16 protein-coding genes are annotated in these 18,097 nt (G+C 54.7%); 14 read left to right on the top strand and 2 right to left on the bottom strand.

Annotation, left to right across the window (positions count from 1 at the left end; genetic code table 11):
* Positions 1–108 precede the first annotated feature (108 nt).
* From rnr to PS2015_RS03235, 11 genes are all read left to right on the top strand, one after another.
* Entirely contained in the window at positions 109–2,646 is a 2,538-nt protein-coding gene (gene rnr, locus PS2015_RS03185; RefSeq protein WP_058020872.1) for a ribonuclease R, read from the top strand.
* Positions 2,646–3,437 (top strand): 23S rRNA (guanosine(2251)-2'-O)-methyltransferase RlmB, encoded by a 792-nt coding sequence (gene rlmB, locus PS2015_RS03190; RefSeq protein WP_058020873.1) that lies wholly within the window; start codon positions 2,646–2,648, stop codon positions 3,435–3,437. The genes rnr and rlmB overlap by 1 nt, the downstream gene beginning before the upstream one ends.
* Before the next feature lie 162 nt (positions 3,438–3,599).
* Positions 3,600–4,076 (top strand): 30S ribosomal protein S6, encoded by a 477-nt coding sequence (gene rpsF / locus PS2015_RS03195; RefSeq protein WP_058020874.1) that lies wholly within the window; start codon positions 3,600–3,602, stop codon positions 4,074–4,076.
* Positions 4,077–4,103: 27 nt separating this feature from the next.
* A complete protein-coding gene (gene rpsR / locus PS2015_RS03200) occupies positions 4,104–4,334 on the top strand; it encodes a 30S ribosomal protein S18 (protein ID WP_058020875.1) in 231 nt (76 codons plus the stop codon).
* A gap of 62 nt (positions 4,335–4,396) precedes the next feature.
* The gene (locus tag PS2015_RS03205) at positions 4,397–5,230 is read left to right on the top strand and encodes a hypothetical protein (RefSeq protein ID WP_156412641.1); all 834 of its coding nucleotides are present in this window, start codon (positions 4,397–4,399) and stop codon (positions 5,228–5,230) included.
* A 10-nt stretch (positions 5,231–5,240) separates the two neighbouring features.
* Positions 5,241–5,687, top strand: coding sequence for a 50S ribosomal protein L9 (gene rplI, locus PS2015_RS03210; protein WP_058020877.1), 447 nt, complete (start codon positions 5,241–5,243; stop codon positions 5,685–5,687).
* A 134-nt stretch (positions 5,688–5,821) separates the two neighbouring features.
* On the top strand, positions 5,822–7,189 hold the full coding sequence (gene dnaB, locus PS2015_RS03215) for a replicative DNA helicase (RefSeq protein WP_058020878.1): 1,368 nt from the start codon (positions 5,822–5,824) through the stop codon (positions 7,187–7,189).
* On the top strand, positions 7,182–8,351 hold the full coding sequence (gene alr / locus PS2015_RS03220) for an alanine racemase (RefSeq protein WP_058020879.1): 1,170 nt from the start codon (positions 7,182–7,184) through the stop codon (positions 8,349–8,351). Before dnaB ends, alr begins: the two co-directional genes overlap by 8 nt.
* Before the next feature lie 7 nt (positions 8,352–8,358).
* Positions 8,359–9,735, top strand: a complete 1,377-nt coding sequence (radA, locus tag PS2015_RS03225; RefSeq protein WP_058020880.1) for a DNA repair protein RadA — start codon at positions 8,359–8,361, stop codon at positions 9,733–9,735.
* A 20-nt stretch (positions 9,736–9,755) separates the two neighbouring features.
* Entirely contained in the window at positions 9,756–10,679 is a 924-nt protein-coding gene (locus PS2015_RS03230; RefSeq protein ID WP_058020881.1) for an ABC transporter ATP-binding protein, read from the top strand.
* A complete protein-coding gene (locus PS2015_RS03235) occupies positions 10,679–11,440 on the top strand; it encodes an ABC transporter permease (protein ID WP_058020882.1) in 762 nt (253 codons plus the stop codon). Before PS2015_RS03230 ends, PS2015_RS03235 begins: the two co-directional genes overlap by 1 nt.
* Before the next feature lie 12 nt (positions 11,441–11,452).
* On the opposite strand, the gene PS2015_RS03240 is transcribed toward PS2015_RS03235, so the two are convergent.
* Positions 11,453–12,895: a sensor domain-containing diguanylate cyclase gene (locus PS2015_RS03240; protein WP_058020883.1), complete on the bottom strand. Its 1,443-nt coding sequence runs from the start codon at positions 12,893–12,895 to the stop codon at positions 11,453–11,455.
* A 278-nt stretch (positions 12,896–13,173) separates the two neighbouring features.
* Between PS2015_RS03240 and PS2015_RS03245 the strand changes: the two genes are divergently transcribed.
* The 3 genes from PS2015_RS03245 to PS2015_RS03255 are packed head-to-tail and all read left to right on the top strand — an operon-like array spanning position 13,174 to position 16,926.
* Positions 13,174–13,893 (top strand): DUF599 domain-containing protein, encoded by a 720-nt coding sequence (locus PS2015_RS03245; RefSeq protein ID WP_058020884.1) that lies wholly within the window; start codon positions 13,174–13,176, stop codon positions 13,891–13,893.
* A 17-nt stretch (positions 13,894–13,910) separates the two neighbouring features.
* A complete protein-coding gene (locus PS2015_RS03250) occupies positions 13,911–14,354 on the top strand; it encodes an OsmC family protein (protein ID WP_058020885.1) in 444 nt (147 codons plus the stop codon).
* The gene (locus PS2015_RS03255) at positions 14,335–16,926 is read left to right on the top strand and encodes a bifunctional diguanylate cyclase/phosphodiesterase (RefSeq protein WP_058020886.1); all 2,592 of its coding nucleotides are present in this window, start codon (positions 14,335–14,337) and stop codon (positions 16,924–16,926) included. The genes PS2015_RS03250 and PS2015_RS03255 overlap by 20 nt, the downstream gene beginning before the upstream one ends.
* Here the strand turns inward: PS2015_RS03255 and PS2015_RS03260 are convergent.
* Positions 16,889–18,061 carry a type III PLP-dependent enzyme gene (locus tag PS2015_RS03260; protein ID WP_058020887.1) on the bottom strand — a complete coding sequence of 391 codons (1,173 nt, stop codon included), beginning with the start codon at positions 18,059–18,061 and terminating at the stop codon, positions 16,889–16,891. The genes PS2015_RS03255 and PS2015_RS03260 overlap by 38 nt on opposite strands.
* Between the last annotated feature and the right edge of the window lie 36 nt (positions 18,062–18,097).

The following is an 18,097-nucleotide window of genomic DNA, read 5'->3' on the forward strand; positions in this document are numbered from 1 at the left end:
CGGCTGTCAACGGTCTTTTATAAAATCTTTAAGAATTATGGGGGCTGCGGGTGTATACTGGTTCGGAATAAATGACGATAAGCGACGAAAAGAGATTACATAATATTTATGCCCAGACAGAAAAAACCCGGTAAATCCAATAATCCCTCCTTTATACACGACCCCTTTGCCAGCCGCGAGGCTGAAAAATACGAAAATCCCATCCCCAGCCGCGAGTTTATTCTGGCGGTAATGGAAGAGATTGCCGAGCCCATCAGCTATGAAGCGCTGTGCGAGGCCTTTGAGCTGTCTGGTGACGAGGATCAGGCGGAGGCGTTGCGCCGCCGGCTGATTGCCATGAGCCGCGACGGGCAGCTGATCAGCAACCGTCGGGGCGTCTACGGCCTGGTGGACAAGATGGAGCTGGCCAAGGGCCGGGTGCAGGGCACCAAGGACGGCATGGGTTTCTTTATACCTAATGATGGTTCGGGTGATTTGGTATTGCCGCCGAACGAGATGGCGCGTCTGTTTGATGGCGACATTGTGCTGGCGCGGGTGGCGGGCGTGGACCGCCGTGGTCGTAAAGAGGGCATGGTGGTCGAGATTCTGGAGCGGCGTGTTACCCAGGTGGTGGGCCGCTTCTATAAGGATGAGGGCTTTGGCCTGGTGGTGCCGGACAATCGGCGCATCAGCCATGAGGTGATCATTCCGGAGAAGGATACGCGTAACGCGCAGGATGGCCAGTTTGTGGTGGCGGTCATCCGCAATTACCCGGACAAGCGCCGCAAGGCGATTGGCGAGGTCACCGAGATTCTGGGTGATCACATGGCGCCGGGCATGGAAATTGATGTGGCGCTGCGCAGCCATGGTATTCCGCATGAGTGGCCCAAAGAGGTCACCCAGTCTGTCAAAGGCCTGAAAGAGGAAGTCAGCAAAGACGATCACGCCGGGCGGGTGGATCTGCGCGAGCTGCCCTTTGTCACCATTGATGGTGAGGATGCCAAGGACTTTGATGATGCAGTTTATTGTGAGCCCGGCCCGCGTGGCACGGCAAAACTGTTTGTGGCCATTGCGGATGTATCGCATTACGTGAAGCCTGACTCGGCGCTGGATGAGGAGGCGCAGAATCGCGGCAACTCGGTCTACTTCCCCGGTCATGTGGTGCCGATGCTGCCGGAGGTGCTGTCCAACGGTCTGTGCTCGCTGAAGCCCAAAGTCGATCGTCTGGTGATGGTCTGCGAGATGGAGATCGGGCGCACTGGCAAGGTCAATGATTACAAGTTTTTTGAAGGTATCATTCACTCGCATGCGCGGCTGACTTATACCGAAGTGGCCGAGATGCTGGAGGCGCCGGACAGTGAATTGCGTGAGCGTTCACAAACCCGCCTTCGCAGTAAGTATGCCGACGTGTTCCCGCACCTGGAAGTGCTGTACGGCATCTATCAGAAGTTGTCTGAGGCGCGAATGAAGGCCGGCGCGCTGGATTTCTCCAGTAATGAAACACGCATTGTATTCGGTGAAACCCGCAAGATCGCAGAGATTGTGCCGGTGGTTCGTAACAGCGCGCATCGTCTGATTGAGGAGTGCATGCTGGCGGCTAACGTGTGTACGGCCAGGTTCCTGGCGGAGTCCGGCCTGCCGGTGCTGTACCGTGTGCATGAGGGGCCCAACACTGACAAGCTGGAGAATCTGAAGCTGTTCCTGCGCGAACTGGGGCTGGTGCTGACCAAGTCGCTGAAACCTTCTCCGCAGGACTATCAGCGCGTGCTGCAGGCTATTGAAGGGCGTCCGGATGCGCACCTGATCCAGACCATGCTGATTCGCTCCATGATGCAGGCAGTGTACCAGCCGGACAACATCGGCCACTTTGGGCTGGGTTTTGTCGCCTATACTCACTTTACCTCGCCGATCCGCCGTTATCCGGACCTGCTGGTACACCGTGCCCTGCGCTACCTGATTCGTGCTGGCAAGCAGAAGGCCAATACCCGCGCGGTCAAGGGTGCGGCCAAGCTCAACAAGCGGGAGATCTATCCTTATCAGGCCAAGGACATGGTGCATTTTGGCGAGCTCTGTTCAATGACTGAACGGCGCGCCGATGCCGCCAGTTATGATGTGCTGGACTGGCTGAAGTGTGAGTACGTGCAGGATCGGGTAGGTGATGAGTTTGAAGGCACCGTCAGCTCGGTCACCGGTTTTGGTCTGTTTGTGCAGCTAAATGATATTTATGTTGAAGGCCTGGTGCACATTACCGCGCTGCAGAATGATTATTATCAGTTTGATCCGGTGCGGCAGCTGCTGCGCGGTGAACGCAGTGGTGTCACCTATCATATGGGTGATTCGGTGCGTGTGCGGGTCGTGCGAGTGGATCTGGATGAGCGCAAGATTGACCTGCAGATGCTGGATGGTCATCCGGCCGGCAAGGGCCCGTCGCGCGGCAGAAAATCAGGTGAGAGAAAGGCTGCAGCTGGCAGAAAAACTGCCGAGGGCAAAAAGTCTGCCGCGGGCAGGAAGACGGTTGAGGGTAAAAAACCAGCCGGGAAAAAACAGGCGGCTGGCAAAAAGGCCGCGGGTGGCCGCCGGGCTGCGTCACGCAAGTCCCCGGCAGGCGCAGACAAACCCGCCGGCAAGGGCGGTCGCAAGCCGGCTGGCAGATCGCGGAGACGCTGATGGCCGGGCAGGACTGGATAGTCGGCATACACGCCGTTACGGAATTGCTGAAGAGCAATCCGCAGGATGTGCTGGAGCTGCTGTTGCAGCAGGACCGCACCGACAGGCGACTGGATGAGGTGCGTGAGCTGGCTGCGCAGCTGGGCATCAAAACCCGACAGGTAAGCAGGGATGAGCTGGAGAAGCAGCTTTTGGGCGCTTCAGCAAAAAAAGCGGGTAACAGGAAGCGCGCCGAGCGCATACCGGTGCATCAGGGCGTCATCGCTCTGTGCCAGTGGCGAGATAACACCAAAGACGAAGCCTTTCTGACAAAACTGCTCGACAATCTGGCGCATCCCCCTTTATTACTCGTACTGGATGAAATCACCGATCCGCATAATCTGGGCGCCTGTCTGCGCACGGCTGATGCGGCGGGCGTTGATGCGGTCATCGTCCCCAAAGATAACTCAGCGCCCATGAACCTGACGGTGCGCAAGGTCGCCAGCGGGGCAGCTGAAAAGGTCAATCTGGTGGCTGTCACCAATCTCAGCCGCACGCTCAATGCTTTGCAGCAACGCGGTGTCTGGATTTACGGCACCGCTGGCGAGGCCGATCAGACGCTGTATCAGGCCGATCTGAAGGGGCCGCTGGCGCTGGTGATGGGATCCGAAGGTAAAGGTATGCGCCGGCTGACCCGCGAACACTGCGATTACCTGTTGTCCATCCCCATGGCCGGCGCAGTCAGCAGTCTGAATGTGTCGGTGGCCGCCGGCGTGTGTCTGTTCGAGGCAGTCCGCCAGCGCTCAGCCTAAGGGCCGGCTGCCAAATAGCCATTGCATCGCCGGGCAATCTTCTCTACAATGCACGACCCCTGAATTCCGGCCGGAAGGCCTGTTCACGGGTATTAACTGTTAACTCCTTGTCTTACCGATGTGTTTTTAAGCCCGGAAGACTTATTGCCGAAAGGAGTCTCTATGAGACATTACGAAATTGTATTTGTAGTTCATCCTGATCAGAGCGATCAGGTTCCTGCGATGGTCGAGCGTTACACGCAAATGATCACCGAAAGCGGTGGCAAGATCCATCGTCAGGAAGACTGGGGCCGCCGTCAACTGGCTTACCCGATCAACAAAATTCACAAAGCCCACTACATCCTGCTGAACGTTGAGTGCGGCCAGGAAGTGTTGGACGAAATCGTTACTCTGTTCCGTTACAATGATGCGATTCTGCGTAACCTGGTCATCAAAACAGATGGCCCGGTCACTGAAGAGTCTCTGATCCTGAAAGGTGAGCGCGAGAGCCGTGAGCGTCGTGCCCGTGCCGAGCAGAAGCGCCGTATCGAAGAAGAGGCCGCTGCCCGTGAAGCCGCTGAGAGCGATGATTCTGATGACGACGAAGACTATGATGACGACGTCGATTCAGATGATGACAGCGACGACGACAACAACTAATCACTGAATTTGTAAAGGATACTGACTATGTCACGTTTTTTCCGCCGTCGTAAGTTTTGCAAATTTACGGCAGAAGGTATCGACCAGATTGACTACAAGGATCTGGAAACACTGAAGGCCTATATCTCTGAGACAGGCAAGATTGTTCCCAGCCGGATTACTGGCACTAAAGCACGTTATCAGCGCCAACTGGCGACCGCCGTCAAGCGCGCGCGCCACCTGGCTCTGATTCCGTACACAGACAGCCACAACGTATAAGGCGTCCCGCCGCGGCGGGGCTACGGTAAACGGTTACTATGCGGGGTTTGGCGCAGTACGCAATGAACGGTCGCCGACAGGCGATCATCGCATCGGTGCTGTGCGGCATTATACCCCTGGTGAACATGCTCAGTCCGGCTCTGGTCGGCCTGGTGTGTTTAAGACACGGTCCGCGCGAGGCCTTACTGGTAGCAGCCTGGGCGGTACTGCCGCTGATTGGCTGGGCCAGTATGGGCGACCTGACACCTCTGGTGTTGATGGTCGGGGTCACAGTGCTGGCGACAGTGCTGAGACAGGCAGGTTCATGGCAAACGACGCTGCTTGCAGCTATTGCGGTTGGCGTTGGTGCCGAGATGGTGCTGCGGCTGCGCCCGGAGTTTCTGGACCTGCTGCAGCAGCAGGTGTCACTGTTTTTTGACAGTGCCGACATGCCTGAACAACCGGAGATTCCGGCTGATGTCATGCGCAATGCGCTGATCAGTGTATTCGGCGTCATCCACATGTTTGCGGCCATCTGTCTGCTGATGGTGGCCCGCTGGTGGCAGGCGGTGTTGTATAACCCGGGTGGTTTTCAGCGTGAATTCCACCAACTGCGCTTCAAGCCGGGTGTGGCGCTGCTACTGGTTCTGTTGTTTATACTGGCCAGTTTTGGAGTAACCGTATTAACCGGCTGGGTCATGTACTTTTTGATGCCCCTGTTTTTTGCAGGCATCGCACTGGTACACGGTCTGGTAGGAATAAAGAAATTGTCGCGGCTTTGGTTGGTGGCGTTTTATATGCTGATGCTGAATCCGCCTCTGACACAGTTGCTAGCGGTTGCCGCGTTGCTGGACAGTTTTTACGACTTCCGGCGCCGGGCGGCACCACCGCCGGATGATGAATCTGGGATTAATTGAGGATCTAAACATGAACGTAATTTTGTTGGAAAAAGTGGGCCGTCTGGGCAATGTCGGCGATCAGGCTGCTGTTAAAGCAGGTTACGCACGTAACTTCCTGTTCCCGCAGGGCAAGGCTGTACCGGCTACTAAAGCGAATCTGGCAGACTTTGAAACCCGTCGCGCCGAGCTGATGGCTGCGCACAACGAGAAAGTGGCTGCGGCCCAGTCTCGTGCTGCCAAGCTGAAGGAAATGCGCATTGAAATAGCTGTCAACGCCGGCGATGAAGGCAAACTGTTCGGTTCAGTCGGTACCCGCGACATCGCTGATGCGGTTAATGCGGCTGGCGGCGACATCACCAAGGCGGAAGTTCGACTGCCGCTGGGCGTGATCCGTGAAACCGGCGAATGGGAAATCACCATCGACCTGGGTTATGAAGTAGAAGAAGTGATTACACTGGCCGTTGTGCCTGCGTAACACGCCACTGCGCAAAGAACCGCCCGGAGGTTGTGTGAACCTTCGCGCGGTGCAAGAATAGAGCACCGCCGTCCGCAAGGGCAGCGGTGCTTTTTTTTGGGCGCTTTCGATCAGGGATTTCGGGAATACAGATAATGGCAGAGGCTAAAGTAACGGCGCTGAAGGTGCCGCCCCATTCGGTGGAGGCAGAGCAGGCGGTGCTCGGTGGACTGATGCAGGACAATACGGCCTGGGATAATGTCGCTGAAATTCTTCAGCCTGAAGATTTTTACCGTCACGAACATCAACTGATCTTTACGGTCATGCAGCGTCAGGTGGAGGCCAGCAAGCCGATTGATGTGGTGACGCTGGTGGAATCGCTCGATAGCCTGAACGATCTGGAAACCGCCGGTGGTGTTGAATACCTGAGCGATCTGGCCAGTCATGCACGGGGTACGGCCAATATCACCGCCTATGCGCAGATTATCCGTGAGCGGTCGACGCTCAGAACGCTGATCCGTGTCTCCAACGAAATCTCCGATAACGCGTTTAACCCGGCTGGCCGGCCGGCCTCCGATGTGCTGGACATGGCTGAACAAATGGTGTTCAAAATTGCCGATAACCGGGCCCGTGATGGCGGCCCGCAGCAGGTCAATCCGCTGCTCACCAAGGCCGTAGAAAAAATTGATGAGCTGATCAAATCCAAGGGCGGTATTACGGGCTTGTCGACTGGCTATATTGATCTGGATAAAAAGACTTCCGGTCTGCAGAAGTCTGATCTCATTATTGTTGCCGGTCGTCCCTCCATGGGTAAAACCACCTTTGCCATGAACCTGGCTGAGCATGCCGTGCTGCATCAGGATATGCCGGTACTGGTATTCAGCCTGGAGATGCCCGCCGAGAGTCTGATTTTCCGTATGCTCAGCTCGATTGGCCGGATTGATCAGAGTCGATTGCGCAGCGGCCAGCTTGAAGACGAAGACTGGCCCAAGCTGACTGCGGCCATTGCCAGGCTCAAGGACCGCCCGCTGCTGATCGACGACACGGTAGGTCTGAGTCCAACTGAAATGCGCGCCCGGGCCCGGCGTGTTGTGCGTGAATATGGTGGGTTGGCGCTGGTCGTCGTCGACTACCTGCAACTGATGCAGATTAAAGGGTTTGGCGACAACCGCGTGGGCGAGATTTCGGAAATTTCCCGCTCCCTGAAAACCATGGCGCGGGAGTTCAATTGTCCTGTGATTGCTCTGTCGCAGCTCAACCGGAGTCTTGAGCAGCGTCCCAACAAGCGGCCGGTGATGTCTGACCTGCGCGAATCAGGTGCTATCGAGCAGGACGCGGACATCATCGCCTTTGTATACCGCGATGAAGTCTATAATGAAGACACGCAGGACAAAGGGGTGGGGGAGATTATTATCGGCAAGCAGCGTAACGGTCCGATAGGAACGGTGCGACTGGGCTTCCTGGGACACTTTACACGCTTCGAGAATCTCGCCCGACCTGATTATGATGACAGCTATGCCTGACTCATTACCTGAAGATTACACCCTGTTGTCTGCGCATAGCTGGGCTGATATTGACCTGTCGGCCGTGCAGCACAATTTCAGGCGGGCCAGGGAACTGGCACCTGCCAGTCGTACCTGCGCTGTTGTCAAAGCCAATGCTTACGGACATGGCGCACCGCGCATCGCAACCGCTTTGCAGGAAGTGATGCGGCCGGATGATCTGTTTGCGGTAGTGACCTTGCGTGAAGCCCTGAGTCTGCGACAGTACATCGCCGACCGCCCGATTCTTCTGATGCGCGGTCCACTGGATGCCAACGAGATGGCGACAGTTTTACAGCAGGGTTTTTACTGGGTGCTGCACTCGGACTGGCAGCTTGGTCTGTTGCAGCAGGCCTGGCAAAAGGGGCTGCGTCCGGCCGGCGGTAAATTGCATGTCTGGCTGAAGACCAACACCGGCATGAGTCGGCTGGGGATGCCCATGCCTGAGGTGCCGACGATCTGGCAGCAGATCAGGGACCTGGATGCCGGTGCTGAACTGGTATTGATGTCGCATCTGGCCTGTGCGGATGATATGGAAGAATCGCTGACGCCGCGGCAGTTACAGAATTTTAAAACGCTGGCGCAAGACCTGGGTCTGACAGATGGCCATCATTGCACACTTGCCGCATCAGCCGGCATCCTGAATTGGCCACAGACTCACTTTGGCATCGTGCGCCCCGGCATCATGCTGTACGGCGCTTCCCCCATGATAGGCCGGGAAGGTCCGGATGAGGGGCTGCAACCGGTAATGAATCTGAAGTCACGGCTGATTGCTGTGAATCAGGTGAAAGCAGGCGATACCGTGGGTTACGGGGCGACATTTACGGCGCCGCAGGATATGCAGATTGGTGTGATCGGCATTGGCTATGGTGATGGCTATCCTCGTCACGCGCCCACGGGCACGCCGGTGGTGATTCATGCCCGGGACCAGGCCTGGGATGCCACACTGGCGGGACGGGTGTCCATGGACATGCTGACGGTAGATCTGACCGGCATTCCTGCTCTGGCCGGTGATGAAGTCCTGTTGTGGGGCCAGGCCTGGGGTGCCTCGCTGCCAGCTGATCGGATTGCACGGCTGTGCCACACCATCGCGTATGAGCTGTTCTGCCAGATTACGGCGCGCGTCGAATACAGATACCGGTAAGGGAGTTATGGCAAAAACCAAAACCGCCTATGTCTGCTCAGACTGTGGCTCGGAATTCAGCAAGTGGCAGGGGCAGTGCGGCGCCTGCAAGGCCTGGAATACGCTGACGCGGATTTCACTGGGGGCGGAAAATGCCTCGCCGGCGGTTAAGGCTGATTTCCGTCGCCAGGGTTACGCGGGCCAGACCTCGGTCGCCGTGCAGGACCTGTCCGAGATTGATGTTGAAGCTGTGCCACGTTTCAGCTCCTCCATGAGCGAACTGGACCGAGTGCTGGGCGGCGGTCTGGTGCCTGGCTCGGTGATTCTGATCGGCGGTAATCCCGGTGCCGGCAAGAGCACGCTGCTGCTGCAGGTGATGTGTACGCTGGCGCAGAGCATGCCCGCCATGTATGTCACCGGCGAGGAATCTCTGCAGCAGGTCGGCATGCGGGCCAGGCGTCTGGAGCTGCCGGAGAAAAATCTGAAAATGCTGGCTGAAACACAGGTTGAAACTATCTGCGAGCTGGCCTCTGAGGTAAAACCGGCTTTGCTTGTGGTGGACTCCATTCAGGTCATGCACAGCGGTGCTGTGACCTCGGCGCCGGGCAGTGTGTCGCAGGTGCGTGAATGTGCGGCCTATCTGATTCAGTATGCCAAACAGACTGGCACCGTGCTGTTTCTGGTTGGGCATGTCACCAAGGACGGCACCTTGGCCGGTCCCAAGGTACTGGAACACATGATTGACTGCTTTGTCATGCTGGAGGGCGGCAGCGACACGCGCTATCGCATTCTTCGTGGTCAGAAAAACCGCTTTGGCGCCGTCAATGAGCTGGGCGTGTTTGCCATGACCGAAAAAGGCCTGAAGGAAGTGAAAAACCCCTCGGCCATCTTCCTGGCGCGCACTGACGAAACCAGCCCCGGCTCATTGGTCATGGTCCTGTGGGAGGGCACTCGGCCACTGCTGGTGGAAATTCAGGCACTGGTTGATGGCGGGCAATCCGGCAATGCCCGGCGACTGGCAGTGGGTCTGGATCAAAATCGCCTGGGCATGTTGCTGGCCGTGCTGCATCGTCATGGTGGCCTGTTTATGGCCGACCAGGACGTGTTTGTGAACGTGGTCGGCGGCGTCAAGGTAACAGAGACCAGTGCCGATCTGGCCGTTCTGCTGGCCATCGTGTCCAGCTTCCGGGACCGTACCCTGCCCAGAGAGCTGGTGGTCTTTGGCGAGGTCGGGTTGGCCGGCGAGATACGGCCCGTGCCCAGTGGTCAGGAACGTCTGCAGGAGGCCGCCAAGCATGGATTCAAACGCGCTATTGTGCCCAAAGCCAATGCGCCCAAAACACCCATTGCGGGTATGAAAGTCATCGGTGTCAGCAAGCTGTCGGAAGCGCTTGACGCCCTCTAAGTCAGAACCGAAAGGATATTATGGAATCTGTTGTCAGCATCAAGGGCCTGGATAAAACCTATGCAGGTGGTCATCAGGCTTTGAAAAATATCAATCTGGATATCAGGCCCGGCGAGATCTTTGCGTTGCTGGGCCCTAACGGCGCCGGCAAAACCACTTTGATTTCCAGCATCTGCGGCATTGCGCATCCGACATCGGGTGAGATTCTGGTTGATGGCCAGGATATACAGAAAAACTTTCGCCATACACGCAGTATGATTGGTCTGGTACCGCAGGAATTGACCACAGATGCCTTTGAAACGCCCTGGGTGACAGTTAATTTCAGCCGGGGACTGTTTGGCAAGCCGGCTGACCATGCCTACGTTGAGCAGGTGCTGAAGGACGTTTCATTGTGGGACAAGCGCCACAACAAAATCATGACGCTGTCGGGCGGTATGAAACGGCGTCTGCTGATTGCAAAAGCGCTTGCCCATCAACCACGCATTCTCTTTCTGGACGAACCGACCGCCGGCGTGGATGTCGAGTTGCGCCGCGAAATGTGGCAGCTGGTACACAAATTAAGAAAGACAGGTGTCACTATCATTCTGACCACCCATTATATTGAAGAAGCCGAGGAGATGGCGGATCGCATTGGCGTAATTGCTAATGGTGAATTGATCCTGGTGGAAGAAAAGCAGGCGCTCATGCAGAAACTTGGCAAGAAAGAACTGGTGCTGGATATCAAACAGCCGCTCACGGAACTGCCTGCCAGCCTGCAGGCTTTTGCGCTTGAGATACGCAGCCAGGGACATCAATTGGTCTACACCTTTGACAGCCAGGCCGATCGTACTGGCATTACATCGCTGCTGGATGCGCTGCGTGATCAGAACATAGTGTTTAATGATCTCAGTACCACCCAGAGTTCGCTGGAGGAAATTTTTGTGCAGTTGCTGGAGGAGGCGTAATGAACTGGTATGCAGTAAAGGCCATCTATAAGTTTGAAATGGCACGCACCCGCCGGACAATCCTGCAGAGCGTGATTGCGCCGGTCATCACAACGTCACTCTACTTCGTGGTTTTTGGTTCGGCTATCGGGTCACGCATCGCACAGATTGATGGGGTCAGCTATGGCGCGTTTATTGTGCCGGGATTGATCATGCTGTCACTGCTTACGCAGAGCGTTTCCAACGCCGCATTTGGCATTTATTTTCCGAAATTCACGGGCACAATTTACGAGTTGTTGTCAGCGCCGGTGTCCATGCTGGAGGTGGTGCTGGGTTATGTGGGTGCCGCAGCGACCAAGGCGATTGTGCTGGGTCTGATTATCCTGGGTACCGCCAGCTTTTTTGTGGATCTGAATATTGCTCATCCGTTTTTGATGTTGATGTTTCTGGTGCTCACGGGCATTACTTTCAGCCTGTTTGGCTTCATTATCGGCATCTGGGCAGACAACTTTGAGAAGTTGCAGCTCATTCCCCTGCTGATCGTGACGCCGCTGGTGTTTCTGGGTGGCAGTTTTTATTCGATCAACATGCTGCCGGCATTCTGGCAGACGGTGACGTTGTTTAATCCGGTGGTGTATCTGATCAGCGGCTTTCGCTGGAGCTTCTATGAAATCGCTGACGTGAGTCTATGGGTGAGCATGAGTATGATTGTTGTGTTCATGCTTGCGTGTCTGCTGGTGATTCAGCGCATTTTCAAAACTGGATACCACCTGCGCAGCTGATAAGCGACCGGCTCAATTGGCTGTGATCACGCGGTCGCGGCCAGCTTCTTTGGCTTCATACAGCGCGGTGTCGGCGCGCGATAGTACGCGCTCCAGCGGTTCACCGACGTGATAGCCGGTCACACCCATGCTCAGCGTTACACTGATTGTCATTCGTCCGAACGCTATCTTGTGTGCCTTGACGGCTTCCCGGATGATCTCCGCCCGCTTGACCGCTTCTTCCAGGCTGCAATTGTCCAGTAGCATTACAAACTCTTCCCCGCCCCAGCGACACAGCGTATCACTGTCACGTGCATTTTCCTGAATCACTGTGCAAACGCCTTGCAATACCAGGTCGCCAGCGTGGTGGCCGTGCGTGTCGTTCACCTTCTTGAAGTAATCGATGTCGATACTGATCAATGAAACCGGTCTGGGGTAGCGCTTGATGCTGCGCGCGATGTGCTCAAATATGGATTCGAACAAATGTCGGTTGGCAATACCGGTCAGTCGGTCAGTCGTCGCCATGTCTTCAAGTTTGCGCTGGTAGGATCGCAGGGTAAAGTGGGCGATCAGCAGCACCAGAATCATGATGCCGCCTGACAGGCTCAGGTTTCTGAGCAATGTGGAGTCCAGGCGTGCCTCAGTTGCGGTCCCTCGCTGCTCGACGATCAGGTACCAGTCAAACTCCGGTACCAGGCGGCTGTTCAGATAGATGTGATCGCCGCTTGGGTCGATAAAGTCCTGCGAGGTACTGGGAGTGCTCAGGATTTGAGTAGCCAATGGCGAAAAACCAGCCCGATCCTGTAGCCGGTTGACGCCCTGGTAGTCCCGTCCGGTTAATGTGACATTGCCTTGCCGGTCAACAAAATAGATCGTGCGGTCGTAGCGTTGCTGATAGGTATCGATCAGGCGGGTAACGGCCTGCACAGACAGCCCGACCCCGGTCGCGCCGATGTAACGTCCTTGATAATCCAGTACGCGGTAATTGATAAATATGCTCACCCGACTTCGGTCCGCGGTGTCAGTATCAACGTTGACTTCAAATGGTGTGCGCATATCCCGAACGCGAAAGTACCAGATATCGTCAGGATCTTCCGCTGTCACAGTTTTCAGAACACCGGTGGGGTGATAATACTGTCTAGATTCTTCGGAGACGTAAAACGCCGTGATGGTGTCGTATTCGTTCTGTATTTCAGTGAGGTAGGCAATGATTCTGTCAGCATCATCTTCGCCGGTCAGGGCCCAGTCCCGCACAAACGTATCTGTCGCCATGACAGAAGAAATAAGGATGGGCCTGAGCAGATCGCGTTGAATTTCCGAATAGATGTTATCGCTGGTGAGCGGCAGCATCTGATCAGAGATACTGCTGGCCAGTGAGTCCCTGGCAACAAAGTAACTGGTCAGGCTGGTTGCCATAAAACCGGCGACCATGAGAATGGTTAAGGCCCCTACAAATAGATACTTTCTTCTAAGCATTTTCCTACAATCCATTAGGATTTGTGATTGAAGTCACAAATTGACAGGCCGATACCTGGGGAACCAACGCAGCGCAATAGTAACAATTTTTTAAACCAAGAGCAGGTTTACCTGTTATTTCGACCCTTATCATTTGCAAGCTTTGCCGAACAACTCAGAGGTCGGGTGCCGAAGTTCCGCGTTAGAGTCTAAATTGACTGTTCGGGGACTTGCCGATATTGAGCCGGTGGTTTACTGTCATACGACATCTGTAAACTGATCAGGGCGGCGCGGCGTGTATGTGGGACAGTGCAATTGAATTTGCCAGATTGAATGTATGGGATCTGGTAGCGCTGCTGTTTTTCGCTGCGTGCTTCAAAGGCTACCTGTATTACACGGGGCTGCGCAGCACCGATACGCCTTGCCTGGCCTACGCCATGCACCGGTTTCGCAAACAGTGGATTCGTATGGCGCTGACCCGGGAGAATCGAATTGCAGATACCAATATCGTTGCCAACCTGGAGCGCAATGTCTCTTTTTTCGCCTCATCAACGCTGCTGGTCCTGGCCGGTCTGGTGACGCTGCTGTCATCATCTGATGCGCTGATGGGTATGCTGGCCGAAGTTCCTTTCTCCGATGTTAACAGCCGGGGCGAATGGGAACTGAAAGTGCTGCTGCTGATCACGCTGTTTGTATATGGTTTCTTCAAATTCACCTGGGCTTTGCGACAGTTTGGTCTGGTGTCAGTCATGATTGGCGGAGCGCCGGAACACTCCCTGCATCCCAGTGCCGAGGAAACAGCCCGTCATGTGGATTCCATTTCCAAGATGGCATCCAAAGCCTCGGGTAACTTCAACAATGGACTTCGCAGCTACTACTTCAGCATGGCGGCTCTGGGCTGGTTTGTGAATGCATGGCTGTTTATGGCGCTGTCAGCACTGATTGTGTTTGTGCTTTATCGCCGGGAATTCAAATCCGATACTCTGGGCATCATGATGGAAGACTTGCCTGAAAGTTAAGCTAAAGAGGTTTTTTGATGAGCGCCAAAACGTTTTCAGTTCATATGAAGTTGCTGGAGAATTATCTGTTTGAGGTCGACTTTGGCGAGTTCGGTAATATCATGACGGATGAACCGCCACCACTGGGTGACGGGGAAGGGCCGAATCCTTCTGCCATGCTGGCAGCCTCGGTTGCTAACTGCATGTCTGCCAGTCTGCTGTTTGCACTGCGAAAATATAAAAATGATCCGGGCGAGCTGAGCGCCAGTGTGACCGGAACAGTGGATCGTGTCGAAAAATACCTGCGTGTTACCCAACTGAATGTTGAAATTACCCTGGGCCGCGGGCAATCTGAACTTCCGGATATCGGCAAGGCAATGGAACAATTCGAGAGTTTCTGCGTGGTGACCCAAAGTGTCCGCCATGGCGTACCGGTATCAGTAGTTGTCAAGGATTCTGCCGGTGACACGATTGTGGTCTGAACTACGCCTGCTGCTCCGTAACCGCACCTTGCAGTGGGGCTGGTTGCTGCTGGCCATGTCGGTAGTGGTTTTACACAGCTATATTGAGCGACGGCTGGTAGATTCGCGTCAGCAGACCCAGCAGGATGCGCTGACCGATCGACTGAGTGTCGTGCGGTATCAACTTGAAAGCACGCTGACCAATAACCTGTCCCTGATCAATGGGCTGGCAGCCTTCATCGCCTCAGATCCTGAATTCACCGATGAGCAATTCGAAACCTATGCGCGCACTGTCATGGCGCGTGAGCCGGCTCTGGTCAATCTGGCTGTGGCGCCAGGCCTGGTGGTGCGGAATGTCTATCCACTGGCAGGCAATGAAGCCGCTCTGGGGCTGGATTACACTCAGCAGTCGGATCAACGCGATCAGGTTATGGAGGCGATACTGCTGCGCACAGTTATTATTGCTGGTCCGGTAAATCTGGTGCAGGGCGGTCTGGCTTTTATCGGTAGAGCCCCCGTTTTTGTGCCGGAGAGAGGCGGTCAGGAGCGGCTATGGGGCATTGTATCGGCCCCCGTGCTGGCTGAAACCATATTCCAACAGGCGGGCTTGGACGCGCCTTTCGCTGACATGCGCGTCGCACTTCGACGCGGCGATGATGCGGCCAGTGGCCGTGCCTTCCTTGGCGATGATAACGTGTTTGAGCAGCCGGACAGGATCAGTATGCCGGTGATTGCCGGTGGTAGTCAGTGGCAATTGGCAGCGTTACCCATATTGCCAGCCGTCGCGCCTCTGGAGTTATGGATGCTGCGTCTAAGCAGCTTCCTGGTGTTTGCATTGTCATCAATGCTATTAATGATACGCGCCCGACATCTAATACAGAATGATGCTCTCAGAAAGATTATTTTTCGTAATGAAAGATTCTTGCGGGCTGTAGAAAACGTCTCGCAAGTTGGTGGTTGGCGTTGGTCAGGAAGCGTGTTCAGTGAATTGTCTGCGCGGACGCGGGAGATAATGGAGCTGCCCAGCAAGAAGCAATCGATAAACATGGCAATGTTTTGCCACTCAATGGATACAAGCAGTCGCCAGCGGCTCGAGGATTGTCTGCAGCACGCCCTCGTATTGAAACAACGAATAGATGAAGAGTTTGAATTGCGCCGCCGTGACGGTGAAGTGGTCTGGTTGCATATCAAGGCAGAGCCAGTCAGCCTCGAGAACGGTCAGGTTGAGTTGTTGGGGGCACTACAGGATATAACGCAGTCCAAAAAGCTGGATCAGTTGGTCGAATTTCAGGCCAACTATGACATGCTGACGCATTTGCCTAATCGCGCCCTGTTTCTCGACCGTTTGCAGACAGCGCTGCTGCAGGCCAGGCGTCGCAGCACACGCATCGCTGTACTGTTTGTTGATCTGGATAATTTCAAATCTGTGAACGACAACCTGGGTCATGATGCCGGCGATGAGCTATTGATCCAGGCTGCGCAACGAATTCAGTCCAGCGTCCGTAATGAAGATACCGTGGCCAGGCACAGTGGTGACGAATTTGTAGCATTGTTGGTGGATGTGTTTTCGGCATCCGTAGTTTCGCGTATTGCCGACCAGATTGTCGGTGCGATGCGCGAGCCTTTCAGAATAAATGGGCATCAGATTTATTGCAGTGTCAGTATTGGCGCGTCGTTTTATCCCGATGACGGAGATGAGGCAGACACGCTGGTTATCAAAGCTGATCAGGCGATGTACGAGGTTAAAAAATCAGGCCGTAACGCCTGGCAATTTTACACCGCGGCCATGCAGTTGGAATCAGAACACAAGCATCGTTTATACAATGATCTGGTTTCTGCTCTGGATAGTGGTAGTCTGAGTGTCTTTTATCAGCCTGTGGTGGACGCCAGCACCGGTCAGGTAGTCAGCTGCGAAGCACTGGTGCGTTGGAGTCTTGGCGAGGGCGGATGGGTGGCGCCTGATGTCTTTATTCCTCTGGCCGAGGAGCGGGGACTGATTAACCGCATTGATCTGTTTGTGCTGCGCAAGGCGCTGGATTTTGTCAGTAAGCTGAACACGCAATTGACAACGGATATCGCATTGTCGGTGAACGTTTCACCCAAATTGCTGCACCTTCGCGATGATGATGCCCAGGATTGGCTAAGGTCTTTGCAGCAAGAGCTTCCCGTTCAGGTTACCATCGAAATTACCGAGCGGGTTTTGCTGGATGGCAGTGATGAGGTGAGGGCCGTTTTGCAGGCTTTGGACAGCGCGGGTGTTCGAGTGGCGATTGATGATTTCGGGACGGGTTATTCGGGTTTGAGTTATTTTTCCAGGTTCCCTGTGTCGGTCGTCAAAATTGACCGCTCATTTGTGAAAGATCTGCAGATCGGCGCGACTCAGACATCGCTGGTTGAGACCATTTTGCTGATGGCAGGTAAGCTGAATATATTTGTGGTTGCCGAAGGTGTTGAGACTCATGAACAGGCGACGTTTCTACGAGATAACCACTGCCATTATCTGCAGGGTTTCCATATAGCGCCGCCTATGTCAGCGGAAGAGTTCAGCGTGTTCGTCAGACAAAATAAGACTTTAATGGCGGAAAGCCGTTAAATTCCACTGAGCTGTAACTGGTGGTGTAAGCACCTGTGGAGAACCAGTACAGCCGGTCACCGGTTGCCAGATTCAGTGGCAGCTCGTATTTGTACTGCTCGTACATGATATCAGCGCTGTCGCAGGTTGGACCGGCCAGCACCACTTCTTCAGTTTCACCGGTTTTCTCAGTATAAATTGGAAACTTGATGGCTTCGTCCAGGGTTTCAATCAATCCTGAGAATTTACCCACATCGGTGAAAATCCAGCGGTGCAGTGCGGTGTGAGATTTGCGGGAGATCAACACAATTTCTGAAACCAGAATCCCGGAATTGGAGATCAATGAACGACCCGGCTCCAGAATGATCTGAGGAAAGTCGTCACCGAAATCTTCCTGAATGAAACGGGTGATTTCCTCGGCGTATGTTGGCAGAGTATTGGCCCGGGTGATGTAATTGGCCGGGAATCCGCCGCCGAGGTTGATCATTTTGAGTACAATGCCGTCTTCTTCTTTCAATCGCTCAAAAATCACTTTGACTTTGGCAATGGCCGCGTCCCAGACACCGATATCACGCTGCTGAGATCCTACATGGAAGGAAATGCCATGGGGCTCCAGTCCAAGGTCGCGGGCCAGAATCAGCAGATCGATCGCCATGTCTGTGTGGCAGCCAAATTTGCGTGACAGTGGCCAGTCAGCCGTGTGACTTCCTTCGGTCAATATGCGCACGTACACGCGTGATCCGGGTGCAGCACGGGCAATATTGCGTAAATCGGCTTCTGAGTCGGTGGCAAACATACGCACACCTTTTTCATAGAAGTAGCGGATATCTTTACTCTTTTTGATGGTGTTGCCATAACTGCAGCGCTCCGCGGCAACGTTCAGCCCCAGCAATTTGTCCAGCTCGTAAATTGAGGCAACATCAAAGTTGGAGCCTTTGTCGCGGAGCAGTGTCAGGATCTCCGGCGCGGGATTGGCTTTTACCGCATAATAAACGCTGGCATACGGAAAATACTCAACCAGGGTGTCGTAATGCTCACTGATTGTTTCAAGATCAATGACAACAAAAGGAGTTTCCTTGGTGTCTGCCAGGTCTTTGAGTCGCTTGAACGTGGCGGGCGGGTAAAAGTCTTCAACCTTGATTAATTCAGTGCTCATGCTGGATTAGTTCTCCTTCAGCAGTGGCATGGTGAT

Origin of the sequence: Pseudohongiella spirulinae, assembly GCF_001444425.1 — a bacterium.
In the GTDB taxonomy this organism is placed as follows: domain Bacteria; phylum Pseudomonadota; class Gammaproteobacteria; order Pseudomonadales; family Pseudohongiellaceae; genus Pseudohongiella; species Pseudohongiella spirulinae.